Genomic DNA, 21879 nt, shown 5'->3' with positions numbered 1-21879 from the left:
TACTTTCTAAATTAGTAACTTTTTAACACTTTCTGCGTATAACATTTAACAACCAAAAAGTTATTAAAAAATAGATCACCTACAAACGATGACAAAAGAAAGTTTTAATTGGAAGAGTCTTTTCATAAATGATGAGACTGATAATTCAGAGGGCAAAGCTGCAGCTCAACCGTCAGCTCCTATTTTACCAACCACAGACAATAAATTTCCGAATCAAGCTACAGAATCATTTCCAACGAATTCATTGACGAACCCTTTTTTAAACGAAATTTTTGAAGTTTACGATAAAGGTTTTGAGTCATTAAATGAACCAGGGTTTGATTTTTTTGAACTTTATAAGTCAGTTATGGCTGTTGGAGTGACAAATCCGCAAAGTTATCAGATGGCTTTTGCAATGGGAAAATCAATTAAATCTGATTTGACTAAAGATTTTCTTTTGCAAAAAGGTAGTTTTTATGTTACAGAAATTGAAAAAGTACATACTAAATATGATACTGTTGGTAAAAATAAAAAAGCCGAATTAGATAATACAATTACAAAAGAAAAATATAATTTATCTAAAAGCATTTCTGAATTAGAAGCCAAGATTCTTGAACTTCAAAAAGAATTGGAATCTAAGAAAATAGAACTTCAAAAAATTGATCCTGTTAATATGGAACAGCTTTCAGAAATTCAATTGAAAATGGAAGCTAACGATTTGGCAAAACAAAAAATATTAACCTCAATCAATACTGTAATTACAGGAATAAATCAATATTTACAATAATGGATAAATTCGAACAAGAAAGAAGCACTCTTTTGACGCTGCCAATACTTAAACATTTTGACGAGTCTAAGGGAGAAATCGCTTTGAAATCAGGTGCACTTAAAAAAGGAGAAAAGTCATTGTTTTTGGCTTTGGCATTAGGTTTATTAGGAGTTGGAGGATATTTGGTCTGGACTTATATTATCCCGCCATTATTTACAATGCTTGGTCAGGCAATTGCTTTATCTGCAACAGGAGTATTTTTGGTTTTCTTAGTTATGATGGCACCTGTAATAATGAAAGCGCTTCGTTTTGCAACAAAAAACATTCATAAAGCATTAATTCAAAGTAATCCTTTTAATGAATTGGAAGAGCAAAAACAAAAAATGGTTAAAAACCGTGAAGTTTTTAAGAATACGAAAGCAAAGCTAAAAGGTCTTAAAAATGAAATGGAAATTGAAGCCAGTAAATCTGAAAAAGAAGCAAAAGGATTTCAGGAAGACGTTTTAAGTTTACAACGTCAATCAGAAAAATTGAAATCTGCGATGGACGAAATGGTGAAACAAAATGGTGTTGCCGCAAAAGATACTGATGAATATGTAGCTCTGCAAAGTGAATTAGCCAGAAAGTTAAGTGATTCTCAAAGGGTTTCTACTCAATATGAACAAAGCAAAAGTTTTATCCAGAAATATGGCGTTCGTGCAAATGTTTTAGGAAAAATGGATCGTAAATTGACTTTAGCAGGAACAGCGATTGATATTAAAATTGCTGATTTTGATGTTACAGTTAAGATGCTTCAAAAAGAATATGAATTTGCCAGAAATGCTAAAGAAGCAACAGAAAGTGCAAAAAGCGCGATGATGTTTACAAAAGACTGGGAATTAGAATATGCTCTTGAAGTGGTAACGTCTACTATTGCTCTGGATATTGCGAGAACTTCAGAAAACTTAATCGACATTGATGCCTTAACTTCTAAATATTCTGTTGATAATGATGAGCTTTATTCAAGATTAGATTCATTGGCAGATGAAATTAAAACAGGTGATAATACAATTCCGGATTCAACGAAATATACAAGTCCAAATTATAAAATGACCAAAGAAGATAAATTATCCAGCGGTGGTTTTGGGGATATTTTTTAATACAATTAAATTTAATTTTTAGATAAAAATGGGAAAAATTTTAAGAACAGAAAAATTAACAACCTTTTCTGAATTACTTATCGTTATTGCTGGAATTGGTGCAATTCTAGGAGGAGTTTATTATCTCTCTCCAGGGATTAAAACTGCAGTTTCAAAACAATTAAATGGAATTGAACTGAATCAGACAGATGTTAATAATGTTACGAATGCTGCAAAAATTGCGCTTCCATCTACTGAGTTGTCTTCAGAAGTTGCAGACAAACCTTTAGTAAGAATAGGTGCTTATGCTTGGAACGCTCAGTCTGGAATTATTGTTTCTAATGGTGGTCCAAAAACAACAAAAGGATCATTGATGGAAAAAAACGGAGTTAATCTTGAGATTATTCGTCAAGACTGGCTTTCGGAATTGCGTAACATGCAAATGAAATTTATCGAGGAATTTGATAAAGGAGAAGCTTTTCCATCTTCAGAAAAAAGTGTTTTTGCCGTTATCATAATGGGTGATGGTGCGCCATTTTACATTAGTTCTGTTCAAAAATCATTAGACGAAAAATACGGAAAAGATAAATACCATGTACAAGTAATGGGTGCAGTTGGTATGAGTTATGGTGAAGATAAATTGATTGGACCACCAAGCTGGAAATCAGATCCAAAATCTATGAAAGGTTCTGTTATATCTGCAGTTCTTGGAGATGGTGACTGGGTTACTACTGTAAACTATTGTTTTGCAAACGGATTAAAAGTAAACCCGGATCCAACAACATATGATGCAGAAGCAGTAAATATTTATCCATCAGAAAATGATGATTATATTAAATCGGCAGAAGAATTGATCAAATCTCAAACAACAGGATGGACTGTTACTTTGAAAGAAGTAGTTGACGGAAAATTAACTGGAAAATCTGTAAACAGAAAAATCGATGGTTGTGCTACTTGGACTCCTGGTGATAAAACTGTATTTGATAAATTGACAGGTTTTGTTGATATCGTTTCGACAAAAGAATTCAACAATCAAATGCCAACTACTATTATTGGTGTGAAAGAATGGGCTGTAAAAAATCCTGATATCGTTTCTAATATTTTGAAATCGGCATTGACGGCTTCAAACCAAATGAAAAATTACGAAGATTGGAAAGTAAGAGCTTCAGAAGCAGTTGCTGCAACTTATAAACTTGAAACTCCTGAATATTGGTACAAAATGTTCAAAGGACAACAAGGAACAAAAGGTGGATTAACTTATAATATGGGAGGTTCAAAAGTATTTAACTATGCTGATGCAATGCAATATTATGGTTTATCTGATGGTGTGAACAGATACAAATCAGTTTACAATCAAGTTGCAGGATATTTGACAGAATTGAATCCATTTGGATTTAACGAAAATGTGGGAGCAGTTGTTCCTTACGATCAGGCAGTAAATTTATTCTTCTTGAAAAATATTAATGACATCGAATCTACTTCTGCAGACAAGGCAGATTATAGTAGTGAGGCAAAAGAAGTTGTAGCTTCTGGAGAATGGAAAATTAACTTTAATACAGGAAGTGCTGATATTTCAAGTTCATCAAGTAAAGAAGTAGAGAAAATTTACAACCTTTTAGTACAAGCTGAAAACACAAAATTAACGGTTGTTGGACATACTGACAATGTTGGAAATGCTGATTCTAATTTAGCTTTATCAAAAAGCAGAGCGCAAGCAGTTGTAGATTACTTAAAACAAAAAGGTATTCCTGCAAATCGTTTCCAATTAGTAGACGGAAAAGGTCAAAGCAATCCGATAGCAGATAATAATACTGCTTCCGGAAAAGCACTAAACAGACGTGTGGTTATTACTTTATTAAAATAAAAAAAATTAAAGGCTATCTTAATAGATAGCCTTTTTTACAAATAGCATGATAAAAATTTTAACGCCCTTTGAAAAAATATCAAAATTAAACAGAACCTATATCTTAATAGGTTGGTTAGTTCTTTTGATTATTATTTGGTTTGCAGCAACATCTGGTGAAAAGCATTTATTTCCTTCGCCATCTCAGGTTTTAACAGGTTTTTCAGATCTGTATAGAGAAGGTTTGGTGGTACATATTTTCAATTCGTTGAAATTGTGTTTTATTTCGATTTTTTTAGCGACAATTATTTCCTTGTTATTTGCTTATGCATGGCCAATTCCATTATTAAAATCAGTTTCTGAATTTATCACAAAATTTAGATTTTTGCCTTTTACGGGACTTTCATTTTATATTACAATGGTAATTCATGAAGCACGAATGATGCAGGTTTGGATTCTGGTAATTTTCCTGACTACTTTTCTAACAACGTCATTAATTGCCGTTATTAAAGATATTCCGCAAGAAGAATTTGATCATGCAAAAATGCTAAAATGCAACCGTTGGGAAGTTCTTGTACAAGTTATTATTTTAGGAAGAATAGATTATGTAATTGATGTAATCAGACAAAATCTTGCCATTACCTGGATGATGCTTGTTACGGTTGAATCGATTGTTGTGGCTTCTGGAGGATTAGGGTTTTTAATCAAAAACTCTGATAAATTTATGAATACTGGAAGAATCATAGCACTTCAAATAATCATTTTATTAATAGGTCTTGGCTTAGATGCAGGAATAAATTTCTTAAGAAAAGCAGTATTTAGATATTCAAAAATATAATTATGACACACGAATATAAAGAGACACTTTTGTATGTAGAAAATCTTAGCGTTGGTTATGATGATACTATTATTATAAAAGATATAAGTCTTGTTGAAAAAGATGTAATCAGAGAAGGCATTGATTGTACAGGTCAGGTTATAGCTTTTGTTGGAAGATCAGGAAGAGGAAAATCAACATTCTTTAAAGCATTGACAGGACTGATTCCAACGAATTCCGGAAAAATTTTAATTAGAGATTTCGAAAACAAAGAACCAAATGCGGCTAAAGCTGTATGTGAAGGAGACATTGGTTTTGTAGATCAAAAATATACTCTGTTCAGACATAAAACAGTTACTCAGGCTTTGAAATTTTCGCTAAGAAAAACAAAGCTTTCGGAGGTTGAAAAAGACGAAAAAATAAAGTTATATCTAAAAGAATGGGGATTAGAAAATTGTAAAGACAAATATCCTAACGAACTTTCCGGAGGACAAAGACAAAGAACAGCGATTATAGAACAATTGTTTTCATCTGATCAGTTTATTGTTTTAGATGAACCATTTTCAGGATTAGATGTTGGAAATATTGAAGAAGTAAAAAAATCATTTGAGTTATTAGGTAAATCATCTGAGTTTAATACCGTTATTTTTTCAACGCATGATATTGAGTTGGCAATTGAATTAGCACAAACTATTTATGTTATTGGACATCCAACCATAAATGGAAAAAAAGAAAACTACGGAACCATTGTCGCAAAATACGATCTAAGAGACATGGGACTTTCGTGGAAAGAATATTGTGACGATCACTTAAAATTATCAAAAGAAATTATTCACCAAATGATGATTTCTTAAATTAGAATATGTCAAAAAAGAACAATCCAATATCGATTATTGAAGAATCATTTTTGTCTCTAAAAAAATATTTAGAAACAAATGTATCTATTAATGAAGCCGTTTTTACGGCTTCATTTATTATAGAGCTGCAAAAAGAAACAAAGCAGATTCTTGAAATATGTAATGTACTAAATCAAGATGCAGATTTTATTCAGAAGCTAAATGAAACCGTAAACCCTGTTTTTTCTAAAGGATTATTGTTTAAAGCAGAACATTTTTTTCTTTCGGATATTATTGATCTTTATGAAAGAGAACCTGGAACGAAAAATGAAAAGCAAGAATTCGTTCTGGCTTATTATTACGATGCTTTGCGAAACAAACATTTTGCAAACGAAAATTCTGTAAACGAATTAAATCAGTTGGTTTTTACAGAGAATTTTAAAAGTCTTCTGGTAAAAATTAAAAAAGAGAACAAGATAATAACTTCAAATTTTCAGCAAAACTATTATGTATTGCCAGAAATAATAGTAGAAAAGAAACATAGAGGTCTGGAAGAAATTCTAATTGAATATCAAAATTTCCTTTATTTTACATTTGGTAAGAAATTTGAAAATACAGCAGCTTTCAGTAATTATCTGGGTTTAAATGCGAAAACATCGAAATCAGATAAAAAAGAAACAAACAATCTTCTGGAAGAAGATACGCTGGAAAAAGTCCTGAAAGAGTTAAACGAATTAGTTGGTTTAGCAGAAGTAAAAAGAGACGTTTCTGAATTAATCAATCTTTTAGAAATCCAAAAAAAGCGTTCAAAGCAAGGATTAAAAAATGTTGAAATTACTTTACATACTGTTTTTCTTGGGCCTCCGGGAACAGGAAAAACTTCTGTAGCAAGACTTTTAAGCAGAATTTTTAAACATTTGGGTTTTTTATCCAAAGGTCAAATGTTTGAAACAGACAGAGAAGGATTAGTTGCAGGTTATGTTGGTCAAACAGCAACAAAAGTAAATAGTGCTGTAGAATCAAGTCTTGGCGGAGTATTATTTATTGATGAAGCCTATGCATTAACTCAAAATGCATTTGGAAACGATTATGGAGCAGAAGCTGTAAATACGCTTTTGAAAAGAATGGAAGATCATCGGGAAGATTTGGCAGTTGTGGTTGCAGGATATACAGAACCGATGAAGATTTTTATAGAATCAAATCCGGGATTGCGATCACGTTTCAACAGATACTTTCATTTTGATCATTTTACGCCTTCAGAATTATTTCAAATTTTTGAATCATTTTGCTCGAAATCAGATTTTATTATTTCTGATGAAGCCAAAGAAAAATTGACAGATACATTTGATTTGCTTTACGAAAGTAAAAATGAAAGTTTTGGAAATGCCAGAGTCGTTAGAAACTTATTTGAAAAATGTGTTCAGAATCAGGCGAATCGAATTGTAAAAATTAAAAAACTCACCAATAAAGTCTTAAAAACATTTACAGAAGAAGATATTCCAGAACCAAAAAAAACGGAACAAAATGTTAATCTTGAAATGAAAAGCAAAGAGAATTAAAACAAAAAGAGCCGACATCCCCAAATTGTCGGCTCTTTTTTAATATATAGAGTGGTAGAATTTTCTTTGATAATTTAAGAACTTATAAAATGGTGATTCCCGCCTTACTCAAAAACCGAGAATCAGTACCATTTTATAAAATTAGACACAGATATATCACTCTGCAGTGCTTTGTCTTTCATGGGAACAAACTAGCTTTATTAATCCCAATGCTCTGTTTTTTTGAGGGTTACATTTCAGCAGAATCACTCCCTTTGCTTTGTCTTTTGTGGGAACAAACAAGCTTTATTAGTCCCAATGCTTTGCTTTTTTTGAAGGGTTGTATTTTAGCTTTGCTCATTCCCTTTGATACAAAGTTAGGATAGAAGTACTCCTGAAAATTTATATAATTTTAGCTGTTTGTTATAGCTTTTTCACATCAAGATGTTTCTACTTATATAACAGCACAATAAAAAAAATGAGTATTTTTGAAATCTTATTTTTTTATTACAATGGAACTGCAAATACAAGAACTTACAACAGTCGAAGAAATGTTGGCTCAAATTGATACAATGCGATTTCTTTATCCAAATATATCCGTCGAAAAATATAAAGCTTACCTTTCAGATATGATTCCGCATAATTATATTCAGATTGGCGTTTTTGAAAATGGAGTTTGTTTGGGTATTACCGGTTGTTGGTCAGCAACAAAACTATGGACGGGAAAATATCTTGAAATCGATAATTTTGTTGTAAACCCTGAAGTTCGATCAAAAGGAATAGGAAAATTACTAACAGATTATATTGAACAAAAAGCTATAGATTCAGATTGCAGTAGTATTGTTTTGGATGCTTTTACCGGAAATTTTGCTGCACATCGTTTTTATTATAACCAAGGATACGCACCAAAAGGTTTTCATTTTGTTAAAATATTAGATGAAAATAAAATGACTCACTAATTTTAACGACAAGTTTTTTTATTGAACCTATAAAATCAATATAAAACCAAAGAATTGGTTATTTTTGTTTTATAAATTTTTTTACACACATATATTTTGGGATTATATAAAAATCTATTCAAGCAAACTGCTATTTACGGATTAGCTACGGTTTTACCACGAATGCTAAGTTTTCTATTAGTTAGATTGTACACAGGTATTTTACCAACGGCAGAATACGGAGAGGTTTCGATCGTTTTGTCCTGGATGGTTTTCTTTAATGTGGTACTTTCTTATGGAATGGAAACCGCTTTTTTTAGATTTTACAGCAACGAAGAAGATAAGAAAAATGTAATCGCAACTTCTACAATATCCATCTTTTGGTCGTCGATAATTTTCTTATTTGTAGCTTTAATTTTTAGAAATACACTAGCAAATCTTGCCGAAGTCGATGTACAATATGTTACCTATACGGTTTGGATCTTAGTATTGGATGCTTTGGTTTTAATACCATTTTCTAAATTAAGAGCGAACCAAAGACCAATGGTTTATGCAGCGATTAAAATTGGGAATGTAATAATCAATTTGCTATTGAATATTTTCTTCCTAATGTATTTACCTAAACTTGCGGCTTCAAATCCTAACTCAGTTTGGGATAATTTATATGTTGAGAATTTTCAAATCGCGTATATTTTCATCGCAAATCTTTTGGCGAGTTTAGCCACATTTATTGTGCTTTCGCCGAATTATCTTTCATTGGGAAGAAAATTTGACCCAGTTCTTTGGAAGAAAATGATGAAATATGGTTTGCCAATTCTGGTTGCCGGACTTGCATTTGCCGTTAACGAACATTTTGACAAAATTCTTTTAGGATATTTACTTCCGGAGAATTTAGCAAAATCTGAAGTTGGAGCCTATTCTGCTTGTTACAAATTAGGATTGTTTATGGTTTTGTTTGCAACCGCTTTTAGATTAGGAATAGAACCTTTCTTTTTCAGTCATGCTAAAAACGAAAATGCACCACAAACTTATGCCGTAATTACAAAATACTTTGTTATTCTTGGATCCTTAATTTTATTGGGAGTTATTGTTTTTGCAGACGTTTTAAAATATCTTTTGCTTGACAATAAATCCTATTGGGAAGCGATGAAAGTGGTTCCTTTAATTATTTTGGCAAACTTCTTTTTAGGAATTTATAATAATTTATCCGTTTGGTATAAACTAACCGATAAAACAAAAATTGGAGCATATATTTCGATTGTGGGCGCTATTGTAACATTGGTTTTAAATTATTATTTAATTCCAAAATACAGTTATTACGGTTCGGCAATTGCAACTATTTCTGCTTACGGAAGTATGATGTTGATTTCTTATATTTTAGGAAACAAATATTATCCAATACCTTATGATATGAATAAAATTGGAGCTTATTTAGGAATTTCAATCGTGTTTTCGGCTATTTCTTTTTATGGATTTAGAGAAAATTATTTTGTTGGAATTCCGTTATTTTTAGCCTTCATTTATTTTGTTTATCATAATGAAAAAGAAACAATTAAAGGAATTATGAATAAAAAGTAATAATACTTTTTAATCTTTTAAAAATAAAAATGAAAATACAAATTATCAATAAATCACAGCACGCATTACCAAACTACGAAACAATTGCTTCGGCAGGAATGGATCTTCGTGCCAATTTAACAGAAGTTATTACGTTAAAACCATTAGAAAGAACAATTGTAAAAACCGGACTTTTTATTGAGTTGCCAATTGGTTATGAAGCACAAGTTCGACCAAGAAGCGGATTAGCGGCAAAAAAAGGAGTAACCGTTTTAAATTCACCAGGAACTGTCGATGCAGATTATAGAGGAGAAATAGGTGTAATTTTGGTAAATTTATCAAATGAAGAATTTGTAATTGAAAACGGAGAAAGAATTGCACAATTAATTATTGCCAAACACGAAAGAGCAGAGTGGATCGAAGTTGAAGAACTTACAGAAACTTCAAGAGGCGAAGGCGGATTTGGAAGTACGGGAGTGAAATAGTTTTCAGTCGCAGTTTTTAGTCACAGTAATCAGTCTCTTTACTTTGCGATTAAATAGTTTTCAGTCGCACTCACAGTAATCAGTTTCTGTACTTTGCGATTTTAAAAAATGAAATGAATAAAACGTAGCAATCTTTGCGAAAAAACTTCGCGAACTTTGCGGTCAAATAGTTTTCAGTCGCAGTGACAGTAATCAGTTTCTGTACTTTGCGATCTTAAAAAATGAAATGAAAAACGTAACAATCTTTGCGAATCCCGATAACTATCGGGATTGCGGACTTTGTGGTTAAAATTTCACCACAACAGAAAATAAATAACCTTCGAGGTTAAAAACAAGAACCAAACTAAGAAGATTTTAGAAGATCTTCCCATAAAAAATAAATACAAAAATGAAAATAATCGTTCCAATGGCTGGTCGAGGATCAAGACTAAGGCCACATACTTTAACAGTTCCTAAACCATTAATTCCTGTTGCAGGAAAATCAATCGTTCATCGTTTGGTTGAGGATATTGCCAAAATATTGAAAGAACCTATCGAAGAAGTTGCTTTTATTTTGGGAGATCCGGCTTTTTTTGGAGATGATCTTGTAGAAAGTTTAGAGGAACTGGCAGGAAGTTTAGGCGCAAAAGCTTCTATTTATCGTCAGGATTTACCACTAGGAACAGGTCACGCAATTATGTGTGCCAAAGAATCTTTATCAGGACCGGCAGTAATTGCTTATGCCGATACTTTAATCAGAGCAGATTTTGAATTAGATCCTGAAGCTGATGCTGTAATTTGGGTAAAACAAGTAGAACAGCCGGAAGCTTTTGGAGTAGTTAAATTAAATGCGAATAACGAAATTATAGAATTGGTTGAAAAACCAAAAGAATTTGTTAGTGATTTAGCAGTTATCGGAATCTATTATTTTAAAGAAGTTGGAGATTTGAAAAAAGAACTTCAAGGTGTTTTGGATAATAATATCCAAAATGGCGGAGAATATCAAATCAACGACGGAATCAAAGCGATGATGGCAAACGGTAAAGTTTTTAAAACTGGAAGCGTTGACGAATGGATGGATTGCGGAAACAAAGATGTTACCGTTGAAACCAATTCAAGAATGTTAGGATTCTTGCATAATGATGGAGAGCATTTAGTAGATTATGATGTAAAATTGGAAAACTCAACAATAATTCCGCCATGTTATATTGGAGAAAATGTAGTGTTGAAAAACACAACCGTTGGTCCAAATGTTTCTATTGGAAAAGGTTGCCATGTTACAGACAGTGTTATTAAAAACAGTTTAGTTCAGACTTTTTCTCAAATAAAAAATGCAAATCTGGACAATGCAATGATAGGAAATCACGTTGTTTATGATGGTAAATTTACTAGCATTAGTATTGGTGATTATTCGGTTTTAGAATAAATTATAGTTTTAAATAGATTCGTTTTTGTTTAAATAATAAATATTAGAAATGATACAAAAAGGAGTTTTAGCAGTTTTATTTTTCGTTTTGCTTAGCAATCCAACTTCAGTTATGGCTCAAACCGAACCGGAAGATATTGCTATGGCAACAGATGAATATCAAGACTCTTTTTATGAATCATTAAAACAAAAAGGAATTGAAAATTATGATAAAGCCATCATATCATTAGAGAAATGTATTAAATTGAAACCTAATGATGCTGTAGCTTATTTTGAATTAGGCAAAAATTATTTGTCTTTGAAACAATATGGAAGCGCTCAGACCGCTTTTGAAAAAGCGACTCAATTAGACCCAAAGAATAAATGGTATTGGTTAGGGATTTATGACGTAAGTTATGAAACTAAAAACTATCCTTTGGCAATTGAAACGATTCAGAAAATAATGGTTTTTGATGAAGAGTATAAAGACGATTTGATTTCGTTGTACGTGATCACGAATCAATTTGACAAAGCGCTTTTGGCGATCAATGAAATGAATGATAAATTTGGAAAATCAGAAGATCGCGATCGATACAAGCAACAAATTTTATCTCAGGGTAAATATCAAAATGCTGAAATCACGAATCTGATTGATCAGATAAAAAAGAATCCAAAAGAAGAATCGAATTATGTGAATTTAATTTTTCTATATTCAAAAGCAGAAGAAACCGATAAAGCTGTAGAAGTTGCGAAGCAATTGGCAAAAGAAATTCCAAATTCTGAATGGGGACAAGTAAGTTTGTTCAAAGGATATTTGGATTCAAATCAGGCAGACAAAGCAATTAAGTCGATGAATACGATTTTGTCAAGTTCAAAAATTGATTCAAAAATAAAGCATCGTACCTTAAATGAATTTTTAATTTATGTGAATAAAAATCCGCAGTATACTCCGGATTTAGAAAAAGCAATATCTTATTTTGATAATGATCCAAATGTTGATGTTGCAAAAGAAATTGGAAAGTTTTATCATAGTAAAGGCCAATTTGAAAATGCAATTAAATATTATGAAAAAGATTTAAAAGCAAATTCAGATACAGATCGCGAAACCAATTTGCTTTTGCTTGAAGCGTATGTTCAGGCAAAACAATTTGAACCAATGACTAAGCGAGCCATGACTATGATTGAAGTTTATCCGAGTCAATCGCAATTTTATTATTACGCAGGTTTAGGAAACAATAAGTTACAACAATTTAAGAACGCAAAAACCGTTCTGGAAATGGGGCTTGATTATGTTGTAGACGACAAAACGCTTGAAGCAAATTTTAATATTCAGCTTGGAGAAGCTTATAATGGTTTAGGAGACGCTAAGAAAAAAGAGGAATACTTTTTGAAGGCAAATGAATTATTGAAACAAAAAAAGTAAAAAGGGAGGATTTTAAATGAAAAAATATATTGCAATATTAATAATGTCGGTTTTTGTGATTTCTTGTAAATCAAAAATGCCAGCAGTTCAAAATAATACTGGTAACACCGAAGTTGCACCGGTAAAGGAAGATAAAAAAGTAGTAGAAAAACATTATAACAATAAGTTAGATTTTTCGACTTTATACATAAAAGCGAGTGCAAAATATGTTGACGAAAAACAAAGTCAAAATGTTTCGGCCGAAATCAAAATTGAGAAAGATAAACAGATTTTAATAAGCGTTCGTTTTTTGGGAATTACAATGGCAAAAGCATTGATTACACCAACTACCGTAAGTTATTATGAAAAAATAAACAGTACTTATTACGAAGGTGATTTTACAAGTCTGAGCGAATGGTTAGGGACAGAATTGAATTATTCTAAAGTTCAGAATTTATTGGTTGGAGAAGCTTTAGACGATTTAAAAAAAGGAAAATATACACAAACAATTGTAGAAAACCTTTTTCGTTTAGATGATGAAAAAGATGCCAAATTGAAAAAATCATTTTATATTGATTCCGAAAAATATTTGTTGCAAAAAGAAGAAATTTCACAACCTTCAGAAAACAGAATGTTGCAAATTAATTATTCTGACAGTAAAACTTTTAATCAGGGAACACTTCCAACAAGTATCGGAATTAATGCTATTCAGCCAAAAGGAAGAACCAATATTAATTTAAATTATAACAATATTTCGTTTAATGAAGAACTTTCTTTCCCTTATAGCGTGCCTGGAGGTTATAAGAAAGTTATAATTAAGTAAATTTGCAAAAAGAAAATAGAAACATGCCAAAATTTCTCCTAAGCCTAATTTTTATTTGTGCCACAAGTTTTATGTGGGCGCAAGATTCGCAACAAGAAAAACTGGAGCAGCGTAAAGCTCAGATCCAGCAGGAAATTAGAGATAATGAAAAGATGTTGCAGTCTGTAAAGAAACAAGAAAAGTCAGCGGTAAATGTATTTATGATTCAGGCGAATAAAATTAAACTGAAAGAAAAACTGATCAATACTACAGCAAAACAAGAAAAACTTTTGAGCAATGATATGTATATTAATCAAGTTAAGGTTAATAAACTAAAAAAGGAACTGACGGTTTTGAAAGAAGATTACTCTAAGATGATTTTAAAATCATATAAAAGTAGATCTGAGCAAAGTAGAGCGATGTTTATTTTATCTTCAGAAAGTTTTTTACAAGCCTATAAAAGAGCACAATATCTAAAGCAATATACTAATTTCAGAAAAAATCAAGGATTAGAAATTCAATCTAAAACAAATCAATTAGTTGATTATAATGCGAGATTAAATGGGCAAAGACAGGTTAAGAAGAAGATTATTGCAGAAAATGAAAAGGAGAAACAAAGCTTAGAAGTTGAAAAGAAAGAACAACAAAAGTTAGTTAATTCGATTAAGAAAGATAAAGGTAAAATCCTTGCAGACATTAGAGCGAAACAAAGCGAATCAAAAAGAATTGACAGACAAATTGATCGTTTAATTCGTGAGGCAATTGCTGAAGCCAACAGAAAAGCAGCTTTAGAAAGAGCAAAAGAAAATAATACAAGTACGACGGTAGCGGCAAAAGCTCCGGTTTCATCATCAAAAATTGAATTAACACCAGAGAATAAAATTCTTGCTGCCGACTTTAAAGCCAATAGAGGAAGATTGCCTTGGCCGGTTGAAAAAGGATTTATTTCTCAAGGATTTGGAGATCAGCCGCATCCCTTATACAATACAGTGACAATTCATAATAATGGAGTTGAAATTACAACAGAATCAGGATCAAGTGCGAGAGCAGTTTTTGCAGGTGAAGTAACCAGTGTAATTGTTTTATCGCCAATTAATAAAATGGTAATTATTCAGCATGGAGATTATTTTTCTGTGTACCAGAATTTAAGTTCTGTAAGTGTAGACAAAGGAGATAAAGTTACTATTAAACAAAATATTGGTAAAATTAGAACAAGTCCGGAAACAGGAAAAACAACGATGAAGTTTTGTATTTCGCAAAACTCAACATATGCAGATCCTAGAGGATGGATTCAAAACAGATAAAAAAAGGGAGCTTATTAAGCTCCCTTTTTTGTTGAAATTTATTTAGTCATATTGTTCTAAAAAATATTTAACAACATCAGTAGTTGTAACGATTCCTTTTAATTCGCCATTATCTACAACAGGCAAAGCATGAAATTCTTCTTTTACAAAAATTTCAGCTAAATCTCTTATAATAGTATCCGATGAAACTGTTTTAGGTTTTGAAGTCATAACCTGAGAAATCGTTAACATATCCAGTATAGCTTCATCAGCCCCTTCTTGTCCTTCAAATAAAGCTCCGAAAGTCAATCTGTTTATGTCTGTTCGGCTTATAATGCCAACAACTTCTTTGCCTTTAACGATGGGAATGTGGCGAATTGCATTTTGTTTTAATTTTTCAACCACTTTTCTAAGATCATCATTTTCATTTGCAGTAATGACAGTTTTGGTCATAATGTGACTAATTGGTTCTCTCTTTTTCATAATAATGTGTTGTTATATTTCTATCAAATATGTAGAATAAATCTGATGAAAAGCATGATCTTTATCATTGGCTTCATCGAGAAAAAACACTAAACCAAAAACCTCATTTGATGTGATTTTAGTAGAAAAAGTACTCAAAAAGGAACAAAAGTTGGTTAGAATGCAAAAATGATCCTATTGTTCATTTGAAATTGTATTGATTGAAATTTAAAAATAGTATTTTTGCATTATGGAAACAAATAGACAGAAAAAAATAGGCGGTGTCATCCAAAAAGATTTGGTTGATATTTTGCAAGGTGAAGTGCGAAAAAACGGAATTAGTAATTTGGTAATTTCAGTATCCAAAGTTAGCGTAACTACAGATTTATCTGTGGCAACAGTGTATTTAAGCATTTTTCCTCAAGATAAAGCAAAAGAAACTTTAGAAGGTATAAAATCAAATTCAACTTTAATTAAACACGATTTGTCTCAACGCGTGCGTTTGCAATTGCGTCGTGTACCAAACTTGGTATTTTTTATTGATGACTCTTTAGATTACATCGAAAAAATCGACAACGCTTTATCAAACAGAGAAAACCCAATCGAAAATCGTGATCTTTTAGAAAAAAGAAGAAAATCATAAATTGAATTTCCCCCTTTACATAGCCAAACGTTACATTTTTAGCAGAAGTAAAAACAATGCTATAAATATTATTAATCGCATTGCCAGCATGGGAATTATTGTTGGCACAATGGCTTTGTTTGTGGTTTTATCTGTTTTTAGCGGACTAAAGGTTTTTAGTCTTTCGTTCACCAATGAAATCGATCCGGATCTAAAAATTACCAGTACTTTAGGTAAATCTTTTTTGATTACACCAGATCAGGAAAGTCAGATCAAAAAAATTGATGGTGTTGTATCATACACTAAAATCATCGAAGAACGAGTTTTGTTTTTATTCAAAGACAAGCAAAAAGTAACCTACTTAAAAGGTGTTGATCGCAATTATCCTGTAGTCAACGATATCAGAAAAAAGCTTTTTAACGGACAATGGTTAAAACCGGATACATATCAGGTTGTTATTGGATATGGAATTTCACGTGATTTTTCTTTAGGAATTCTAGATTTCGAAAATCCGCTGCAAATATTCGCTCCTAAACCGGGAAAAGGAAATATTGAAAATCCCGAAGAAGCATTCAATAAAACAGATGTTTTACCTGTTGGAATTTATTCTATCAGCGAAGATTTAGATTCAAAATATGTTTTTGCCGATTTAGGTTTAGCACAGGAATTATTGATGTACAAACCCAATCAGATTTCCGGAATAGAATTTAATTTGAAAGATAACGCAAATGAAGCAGCACTTGATGCAAAACTAAAAGCAATATTTCAAAATAAAATCACCATTAAGAACAGAGCGCAACTTAATGAGTCTTTGTATAAAATGCTCAATACCGAAAATATTGCCGTTTATCTTATTTTTACTTTGGTAATTATCGTGGCACTTTTTAACCTGATTGGTGCTTTAATAATGATGATTTTAGAGAAGAAAGGAAACCTAAAAACCCTTTTTAATCTCGGCACAGAAATCAATCATTTGAGAAAAATATTTTTACTTCAAGGAACTTTACTAAGTGTTTTTGGTGGAATAATAGGACTTCTTCTGGGAATCATTCTAGTAGTGCTGCAACAGAAATATGAGATGATTATGCTTACGCCAACTTTGGCTTATCCTGTAGTTTTTACGCTCGAAAATGTTCTCATTGTTATGGGAACTATTGTTTCACTTGGTTTTGTTGCATCATTAATTGCCAGTAGCCGAGTAAGTAAAAAGCTGTTAGATTAGCATTTCTACTCAAAAAATATTACCTATATTTATCGTCTTAAAAATCTACAGCATATGATTGTTTCTGCCTAATCCTATCTTATTTTTTCAAATAATTAGGATACTTACGTTTATTTTCTTGAGTTCAGATTACTACATCTGGACGAATATTATCATTTATCCTAACATATCATGACAGAAACTACCATAAAGAAAAGTTTATTTTCTAAAATTTTCACCACATTAAAACAAGCAATCAAAGGAGATGAATCTTTTGATTATACAGTCGGGAGCATCAAAAAAGCAGTTATTCTATTAGCCATTCCAATGGTTTTAGAAATGATGATGGAATCGGTTTTTGCCTTAGTCGATTTATATTTCGTAGGGCATCTTGAGCATAGTAGTTTTGCAATACAAACTGTTGGATTAACCGAATCTGTACTTGCAATTATATATTCATTGGCAATCGGGATGAGTATGGCAGCGACTGCAGTTGTAGCCAGACGAATTGGAGAAAAAGATCCTGTCGCTGCTTCAAAAGCAGGAATGCAGGCTATTATTGTTGCTTTTGTAATAAACAGTATAATGAGCGTTTTTGGCGTTATATACGCCAAAGATATTTTACTATTTATGGGAGCGTCTGCAGATGCTGCTGAACACGGATACAGATTTACACAAATTATGATTGGTTCAAGTTTGTGTATTATGCTTTTATTTTTAATTAACGGAATTTTTCGTGGCGCAGGAAATGCTGCAATTGCGATGAAAAGTCTTTGGTTGGCTAATATTTGCAATATTATTTTATGTCCAATATTGATTAACGGTTTTGGTCCAATTCCGGCTTTCGGGTTAATTGGTGCGGCTTTGGCGACTACTTTAGGAAGAAGTCTTGGAGTATTGTATCAAGTGTATAATTTGTTTTCAGGAAACAGAGTTTTAAAAATTAAGATCTCTTATTTTATTCCGGATTTTAAACAAATAAAAGCATTGGTAAAAATTGCAGCTCCGGGAATTTTACAATTTGTAATTGCTTCTTGCAGTTGGATTTTTCTGGCACAATTAGTTGCCACAACAGGCGGAGATCATGGTTCGGCAGGTTATCAGACGGCGCTTAGAATTATGATGTTTTTTATACTTCCGGCTTGGGGATTAAGTAATGCAGCAGCGACTTTAGTGGGACAAAATTTAGGCGCGAAACAAGTTGATCGTGCCGAAAAATCAGTTTATACAACGGCTAAATACAATGTCATTTTTATGGCAACTATCATGGTAATTACATTGTGTTTTGGTCAATATATTATTTCATTTTTCACAAACGACGATATGGTGAAAACCATCGCAGTCGAAGCTTTACAAATTATGAGCATTGGATTTATATTCTACGGAATCGGAATGGTTTTGATTAATACATTCAATGGAGCAGGAGATACTTGGACACCAACGGGAATTAATTTCTTCGGATTTTGGTTGTTTCAAATTCCATTAGCATATGTATTAGCAAAACATTTTAATATGGGACCAACAGGTGTTTTCATCGCAATTCCGGTTGCGGAAACGGCTATAACTCTTGCGGGTATTTTCTTTTATAAAAGAGGGAAATGGAAACGTATTCAAGTGTAGCGTTTGTTTTGTGTAATATTTCTTATATTTATTCGTTTTGAAATATATAACCCAAAAACAAATTTAATATGAAAACCAAGTTTAAAGTTTTGATGCTTTTAGGAGCGACAGTTTTTTTAACAGGATCTTTTGCATTTAAACCATTAGAAGCGAAGAAGATTATAGTAATTGATGCTGGACATGGAGGCCATGATTTAGGAGCAAAAATATATGATTTTGACGAAAAGACAATTGTAGAGGCAATTAGCAAAAAAATTAAAGAGTCAAATAAAAATGAGAATATAGAAATTGTTTTGCTTCGTGAAGGTGACCATTTTATGGAACTGAGCGAAAGAGTTTCGATCATCAATAATCTAAAACCGAATTTAGTTATTTCTCTGCATGTTAGTTCTACTATAAACGATTGGAAAAAGGATCAAATGGACGCTTATGTTTCGAGCAAAAATGAAAAATTCAAACAAGAGTCAATAGAATCTGCGGAAAAATTATTAAGTAATGTTTCAAATGAAAGTTTGACAAAAGGGAAAGTTAAAGAAGCTCCTTTTTATATCATGAAAAATTCAGAATGCCCATCTGTACTACTTGAATTAGGATATTTAACAAACGAAAAAAATAGAGAATATATCACAAGTGAAAATGGTCAAAATGAAATTGCCAGCAAAATTTTAGAAGCTATAAAGTAAAAAACGATAATAATAAAAGACCTTCAATTTTGCACTGCCCCCAAAAAGTTAGACGCTATTTGGGGGCATTTTTATGGAAAGAAAAGTCAAGCACAGTTATGAATTCAAACTTGAATGTGTAGAATTAGTAGTTGTTAAACATTATTCATTTGCATCAGTATCTAACGATAAAGGAACCAGCAAATCTAATATCCGCAAATGGGTCAGTTTTTACAGGGAATATGGAAGGGCAGGTTTATTATCACGAAAAAATCAGGTTTATTTGACTGATTTTAAATTAAAGGTTTTAAAGTCAATTAATAGTGATTCATTATCTTTAAAAGAAACTCGTTTACGATTTAACATTCCTTCGGATTCAATTATCATTAAATGGAAAAAAGATTTTGCTAATTTTGGTTTAGAAGGATTAAAACTAAAACCAAAAGGGAGGCGAAAATCTATGAGTAATTCTAAAGATAAAAAAAGTAAATCCGAAAAACCTTTAACCAGGGAAGAAGAACTTCTGTTAGAGAATGAAGCATTACGCTGTGAAATTGATTTTCTAAAAAAGTTACAAGCCTTAATTCAAGCCGAAGAAAAAGCCAAAAATCGCAAGCCATAATGGAATTAAGGCATCGCTATGATTTAAAATTACTTTTAAATTGTAGTAATGTGGCGCGCAGCAGTTTTTATTATTATCAAAAACAAAGTAAAACAGCTGATAAATACAAAAAAGTAAAAGAACTTATAAAATTAATTTATTCTAAACATAAGGGCCGTTACGGATACAGGAGGATTACTAGTGAATTAAACCTTCAAGTGATAATCATCAATCATAAAACAGTTTTAAGACTTATGAAATCTTTGGGTTTAAAAAGTCTTATCAGAGTTAAAAAATATAAATCCTATAAAGGGGAACAAGGCAGGATTGCCCCTAATCTTCTGAGTAGAAACTTTAAAGCATCAGTGCCTAATCAAAAATGGGCAACTGATATAACTGAATTTAACGTCTCAGGGAAAAAATTATATTTATCACCAATAATTGATTTGTTTAATGGAGAAATAATTAGTTATGAACTGGCTGAAAGACCCGTATTTAATCAAGTAGCTGTGATGCTTGAAAAAGCATTTAAGAAAATACCCGACAATACTAATTTAACGCTGCACTCTGATCAAGGATGGCAGTATCAAATGAAACAGTACCAATACTTATTAAAAGAAAAAGGAATTAAACAGAGTATGTCCAGAAAAGGAAATTGTCTTGACAATGCGATTATTGAAAACTTCTTTGGAACATTAAAATCAGAGTTGTTTTATCTTAAAAAATACAGTTCTATTGGTCAATTAAAACAGGAGATTATTGAGTATATTAATTATTATAATAATGACAGAATAAAACTTAATCTAAAAGCAATGAGCCCGATACAATATCGAGCTCATTATTATAAAACTTAATTATAAATTTGTCTAAACTTTTGGGTGCAGTCTAATTTTGAAGGTCTTTTTTGTTTTAGTATTTCACTTTGAAAAAGATTATGTTGTTTTAAACAAACTCATATCCTGCATAAACCTGCTCGATTTCTTTCATAATCGCAAACAAATTTTCAGGTTCGTCAGTTGTAACCAGTTTTTGTTTGTATTCTTTAAAAGAGTGAATTCCTTTGAAATAATTCGTATAATGACGACGCATTTCAACAATTCCCAAACGTTCACCTTTCCATTCCATAGACCACATAAGGTGATTTCTGGCAGCTTCTACACGATCAGCAACAGTTGGAGCAGGTAAGTGTTCACCTGTTTTAAAATAATGCTTGATTTCGTTAAAAATCCAAGGATAACCAATCGCAGCGCGACCAATCATGATTCCGTCGATACCGTATTGATTTTTATATTTTAAAGCTTTTTCAGGACTGTCGATATCACCATTTCCAAAAATAGGCATTGTAATTCTTGGGTTGTTTTTTACACGTGCAATATGTGACCAATCGGCGTGACCTTTATACATTTGCGCACGGGTTCTGGCGTGAATTGTCAGAGCCTGAACACCAATATCCTGAAGTCTTTCAGCAACTTCATCAATATTAATAGAGCTTTCATCCCAGCCTAAACGCGTTTTTACGGTTACAGGCAAATCAGTACTTCTGATAACAGCTTTCGTTAAACGAACCATCAAATCTACATCTTTCAAAACTCCAGCACCGGCACCTTTACAAACTACTTTTTTAACGGGACATCCAAAGTTAATATCAACTAAATCTGGTTTTACGGTAGAAACAATTTTAGACGAAAGTGCCATTGCTTCTTCATCACCACCAAAAATCTGAATCCCAACCGGACGCTCGTAATCAAAAATATCCAACTTCATTCTACTTTTGATAGCATCACGAATCAATCCTTCTGACGAAATAAATTCAGAATACATCATGTCAGCACCATGCGTTTTGCACAAACGGCGAAACGGTGGATCGCTCACATCTTCCATCGGAGCAAGTAATAAAGGAAATTCGGGTAATTCTATGTTGCCAATCTTGACCATCTTCAATATTTTTTGCAAAATTACA

At 31.9% G+C, this 21879-nt stretch carries 21 protein-coding genes and 1 pseudogene; 20 read left to right on the top strand and 2 right to left on the bottom strand.

Annotation, left to right across the window (positions count from 1 at the left end):
- Positions 1 to 88 precede the first annotated feature (88 nt).
- From C8C83_RS08915 to C8C83_RS08855, 13 genes are all read left to right on the top strand, one after another.
- Positions 89 to 766, top strand: a complete 678-nt coding sequence (locus C8C83_RS08915) for a hypothetical protein (RefSeq protein WP_121327938.1) — start codon at positions 89 to 91, stop codon at positions 764 to 766.
- Positions 766 to 1887 carry a hypothetical protein gene (locus C8C83_RS08910; protein ID WP_099710161.1) on the top strand — a complete coding sequence of 374 codons (1122 nt, stop codon included), beginning with the start codon at positions 766 to 768 and terminating at the stop codon, positions 1885 to 1887. The genes C8C83_RS08915 and C8C83_RS08910 overlap by 1 nt, the downstream gene beginning before the upstream one ends.
- A gap of 28 nt (positions 1888 to 1915) precedes the next feature.
- Entirely contained in the window at positions 1916 to 3730 is a 1815-nt protein-coding gene (locus C8C83_RS08905; RefSeq protein WP_121327936.1) for an OmpA family protein, read from the top strand.
- A 46-nt stretch (positions 3731 to 3776) separates the two neighbouring features.
- Positions 3777 to 4547, top strand: a complete 771-nt coding sequence (locus C8C83_RS08900; RefSeq protein WP_121327934.1) for a hypothetical protein — start codon at positions 3777 to 3779, stop codon at positions 4545 to 4547.
- A 2-nt stretch (positions 4548 to 4549) separates the two neighbouring features.
- Entirely contained in the window at positions 4550 to 5380 is an 831-nt protein-coding gene (locus tag C8C83_RS08895) for an ATP-binding cassette domain-containing protein (RefSeq protein ID WP_121327932.1), read from the top strand.
- Positions 5381 to 5388: 8 nt separating this feature from the next.
- Positions 5389 to 6921 carry an AAA family ATPase gene (locus tag C8C83_RS08890; protein ID WP_121327930.1) on the top strand — a complete coding sequence of 511 codons (1533 nt, stop codon included), beginning with the start codon at positions 5389 to 5391 and terminating at the stop codon, positions 6919 to 6921.
- Positions 6922 to 7412: 491 nt separating this feature from the next.
- Positions 7413 to 7859 carry a GNAT family N-acetyltransferase gene (locus C8C83_RS08885; protein WP_121327928.1) on the top strand — a complete coding sequence of 149 codons (447 nt, stop codon included), beginning with the start codon at positions 7413 to 7415 and terminating at the stop codon, positions 7857 to 7859.
- Between the two features lie 96 nt (positions 7860 to 7955).
- Positions 7956 to 9416: an oligosaccharide flippase family protein gene (locus C8C83_RS08880; protein ID WP_121327926.1), complete on the top strand. Its 1461-nt coding sequence runs from the start codon at positions 7956 to 7958 to the stop codon at positions 9414 to 9416.
- A 29-nt stretch (positions 9417 to 9445) separates the two neighbouring features.
- Entirely contained in the window at positions 9446 to 9880 is a 435-nt protein-coding gene (dut, locus tag C8C83_RS08875) for a dUTP diphosphatase (RefSeq protein WP_121327924.1), read from the top strand.
- A gap of 388 nt (positions 9881 to 10268) precedes the next feature.
- Positions 10269 to 11285: a sugar phosphate nucleotidyltransferase gene (locus C8C83_RS08870; protein WP_121327922.1), complete on the top strand. Its 1017-nt coding sequence runs from the start codon at positions 10269 to 10271 to the stop codon at positions 11283 to 11285.
- A 49-nt stretch (positions 11286 to 11334) separates the two neighbouring features.
- Entirely contained in the window at positions 11335 to 12687 is a 1353-nt protein-coding gene (locus C8C83_RS08865; protein ID WP_121327916.1) for a tetratricopeptide repeat protein, read from the top strand.
- Positions 12688 to 12703: 16 nt separating this feature from the next.
- Positions 12704 to 13489, top strand: a complete 786-nt coding sequence (locus C8C83_RS08860) for a DUF4292 domain-containing protein (protein ID WP_121327914.1) — start codon at positions 12704 to 12706, stop codon at positions 13487 to 13489.
- 23 nt (positions 13490 to 13512) lie between these two features.
- Positions 13513 to 14772 (top strand): peptidoglycan DD-metalloendopeptidase family protein, encoded by a 1260-nt coding sequence (locus C8C83_RS08855; RefSeq protein WP_121327912.1) that lies wholly within the window; start codon positions 13513 to 13515, stop codon positions 14770 to 14772.
- A 42-nt stretch (positions 14773 to 14814) separates the two neighbouring features.
- Here C8C83_RS08855 and C8C83_RS08850 read toward each other — a convergent pair whose 3' ends face one another.
- Positions 14815 to 15234 (bottom strand): CBS domain-containing protein, encoded by a 420-nt coding sequence (locus tag C8C83_RS08850; protein WP_121327910.1) that lies wholly within the window; start codon positions 15232 to 15234, stop codon positions 14815 to 14817.
- Between the two features lie 229 nt (positions 15235 to 15463).
- Between C8C83_RS08850 and rbfA the strand changes: the two genes are divergently transcribed.
- The 7 genes and pseudogenes from rbfA (at position 15464) to C8C83_RS08820 (ending at position 20773) form a co-directional block, all read left to right on the top strand.
- Positions 15464 to 15856, top strand: coding sequence for a 30S ribosome-binding factor RbfA (rbfA, locus tag C8C83_RS08845; protein ID WP_121327908.1), 393 nt, complete (start codon positions 15464 to 15466; stop codon positions 15854 to 15856).
- Between the two features lies 1 nt (position 15857).
- Positions 15858 to 17057: an FtsX-like permease family protein gene (locus C8C83_RS08840; RefSeq protein ID WP_121327906.1), complete on the top strand. Its 1200-nt coding sequence runs from the start codon at positions 15858 to 15860 to the stop codon at positions 17055 to 17057.
- A 171-nt stretch (positions 17058 to 17228) separates the two neighbouring features.
- Entirely contained in the window at positions 17229 to 18656 is a 1428-nt protein-coding gene (locus tag C8C83_RS08835) for an MATE family efflux transporter (protein ID WP_121327904.1), read from the top strand.
- Positions 18657 to 18724: 68 nt separating this feature from the next.
- Entirely contained in the window at positions 18725 to 19339 is a 615-nt protein-coding gene (locus tag C8C83_RS08830) for an N-acetylmuramoyl-L-alanine amidase (RefSeq protein WP_121327902.1), read from the top strand.
- 73 nt (positions 19340 to 19412) lie between these two features.
- Positions 19413 to 19535: pseudogene (locus C8C83_RS27465) on the top strand (hypothetical protein); the annotation flags it as partial.
- A gap of 66 nt (positions 19536 to 19601) precedes the next feature.
- Positions 19602 to 19940: a helix-turn-helix domain-containing protein gene (locus C8C83_RS27330; RefSeq protein ID WP_199735288.1), complete on the top strand. Its 339-nt coding sequence runs from the start codon at positions 19602 to 19604 to the stop codon at positions 19938 to 19940.
- Positions 19940 to 20773, top strand: a complete 834-nt coding sequence (locus C8C83_RS08820; protein WP_121327898.1) for an IS3 family transposase — start codon at positions 19940 to 19942, stop codon at positions 20771 to 20773. The genes C8C83_RS27330 and C8C83_RS08820 overlap by 1 nt, the downstream gene beginning before the upstream one ends.
- Before the next feature lie 88 nt (positions 20774 to 20861).
- On the opposite strand, the gene dusB is transcribed toward C8C83_RS08820, so the two are convergent.
- Positions 20862 to 21854, bottom strand: coding sequence for a tRNA dihydrouridine synthase DusB (gene dusB / locus C8C83_RS08815; RefSeq protein ID WP_121329998.1), 993 nt, complete (start codon positions 21852 to 21854; stop codon positions 20862 to 20864).
- Between the last annotated feature and the right edge of the window lie 25 nt (positions 21855 to 21879).

The organism is Flavobacterium sp. 90 (assembly GCF_004339525.1).
Taxonomy (GTDB): Bacteria; Bacteroidota; Bacteroidia; order Flavobacteriales; family Flavobacteriaceae; genus Flavobacterium.
This window is presented reverse-complemented; position numbering and strand designations above follow the sequence as displayed.

What these genes read in the sequence shown, in the direction of transcription:
- C8C83_RS08915 (WP_121327938.1), top strand. Translation starts at nt 89, where the DNA reads ATGACAAAAGAAAGTTTTAATTGGAAGAGTCTTTTCATAAATGATGAG.
- C8C83_RS08910 (WP_099710161.1), top strand. Translation starts at nt 766, where the DNA reads ATGGATAAATTCGAACAAGAAAGAAGCACTCTTTTGACGCTGCCAATA.
- C8C83_RS08905 (WP_121327936.1), top strand. Translation starts at nt 1,916, where the DNA reads ATGGGAAAAATTTTAAGAACAGAAAAATTAACAACCTTTTCTGAATTA.
- C8C83_RS08900 (WP_121327934.1), top strand. Translation starts at nt 3,777, where the DNA reads ATGATAAAAATTTTAACGCCCTTTGAAAAAATATCAAAATTAAACAGA.
- C8C83_RS08895 (WP_121327932.1), top strand. Translation starts at nt 4,550, where the DNA reads ATGACACACGAATATAAAGAGACACTTTTGTATGTAGAAAATCTTAGC.
- C8C83_RS08890 (WP_121327930.1), top strand. Translation starts at nt 5,389, where the DNA reads ATGTCAAAAAAGAACAATCCAATATCGATTATTGAAGAATCATTTTTG.
- C8C83_RS08885 (WP_121327928.1), top strand. Translation starts at nt 7,413, where the DNA reads ATGGAACTGCAAATACAAGAACTTACAACAGTCGAAGAAATGTTGGCT.
- dut (WP_121327924.1), top strand. Translation starts at nt 9,446, where the DNA reads ATGAAAATACAAATTATCAATAAATCACAGCACGCATTACCAAACTAC.
- C8C83_RS08870 (WP_121327922.1), top strand. Translation starts at nt 10,269, where the DNA reads ATGAAAATAATCGTTCCAATGGCTGGTCGAGGATCAAGACTAAGGCCA.
- C8C83_RS08865 (WP_121327916.1), top strand. Translation starts at nt 11,335, where the DNA reads ATGATACAAAAAGGAGTTTTAGCAGTTTTATTTTTCGTTTTGCTTAGC.
- C8C83_RS08860 (WP_121327914.1), top strand. Translation starts at nt 12,704, where the DNA reads ATGAAAAAATATATTGCAATATTAATAATGTCGGTTTTTGTGATTTCT.
- C8C83_RS08855 (WP_121327912.1), top strand. Translation starts at nt 13,513, where the DNA reads ATGCCAAAATTTCTCCTAAGCCTAATTTTTATTTGTGCCACAAGTTTT.
- C8C83_RS08850 (WP_121327910.1), bottom strand. Translation starts at nt 15,234, where the DNA reads ATGAAAAAGAGAGAACCAATTAGTCACATTATGACCAAAACTGTCATT.
- rbfA (WP_121327908.1), top strand. Translation starts at nt 15,464, where the DNA reads ATGGAAACAAATAGACAGAAAAAAATAGGCGGTGTCATCCAAAAAGAT.
- C8C83_RS08835 (WP_121327904.1), top strand. Translation starts at nt 17,229, where the DNA reads ATGACAGAAACTACCATAAAGAAAAGTTTATTTTCTAAAATTTTCACC.
- C8C83_RS08830 (WP_121327902.1), top strand. Translation starts at nt 18,725, where the DNA reads ATGAAAACCAAGTTTAAAGTTTTGATGCTTTTAGGAGCGACAGTTTTT.
- C8C83_RS08820 (WP_121327898.1), top strand. Translation starts at nt 19,940, where the DNA reads ATGGAATTAAGGCATCGCTATGATTTAAAATTACTTTTAAATTGTAGT.
- dusB (WP_121329998.1), bottom strand. Translation starts at nt 21,854, where the DNA reads ATGGTCAAGATTGGCAACATAGAATTACCCGAATTTCCTTTATTACTT.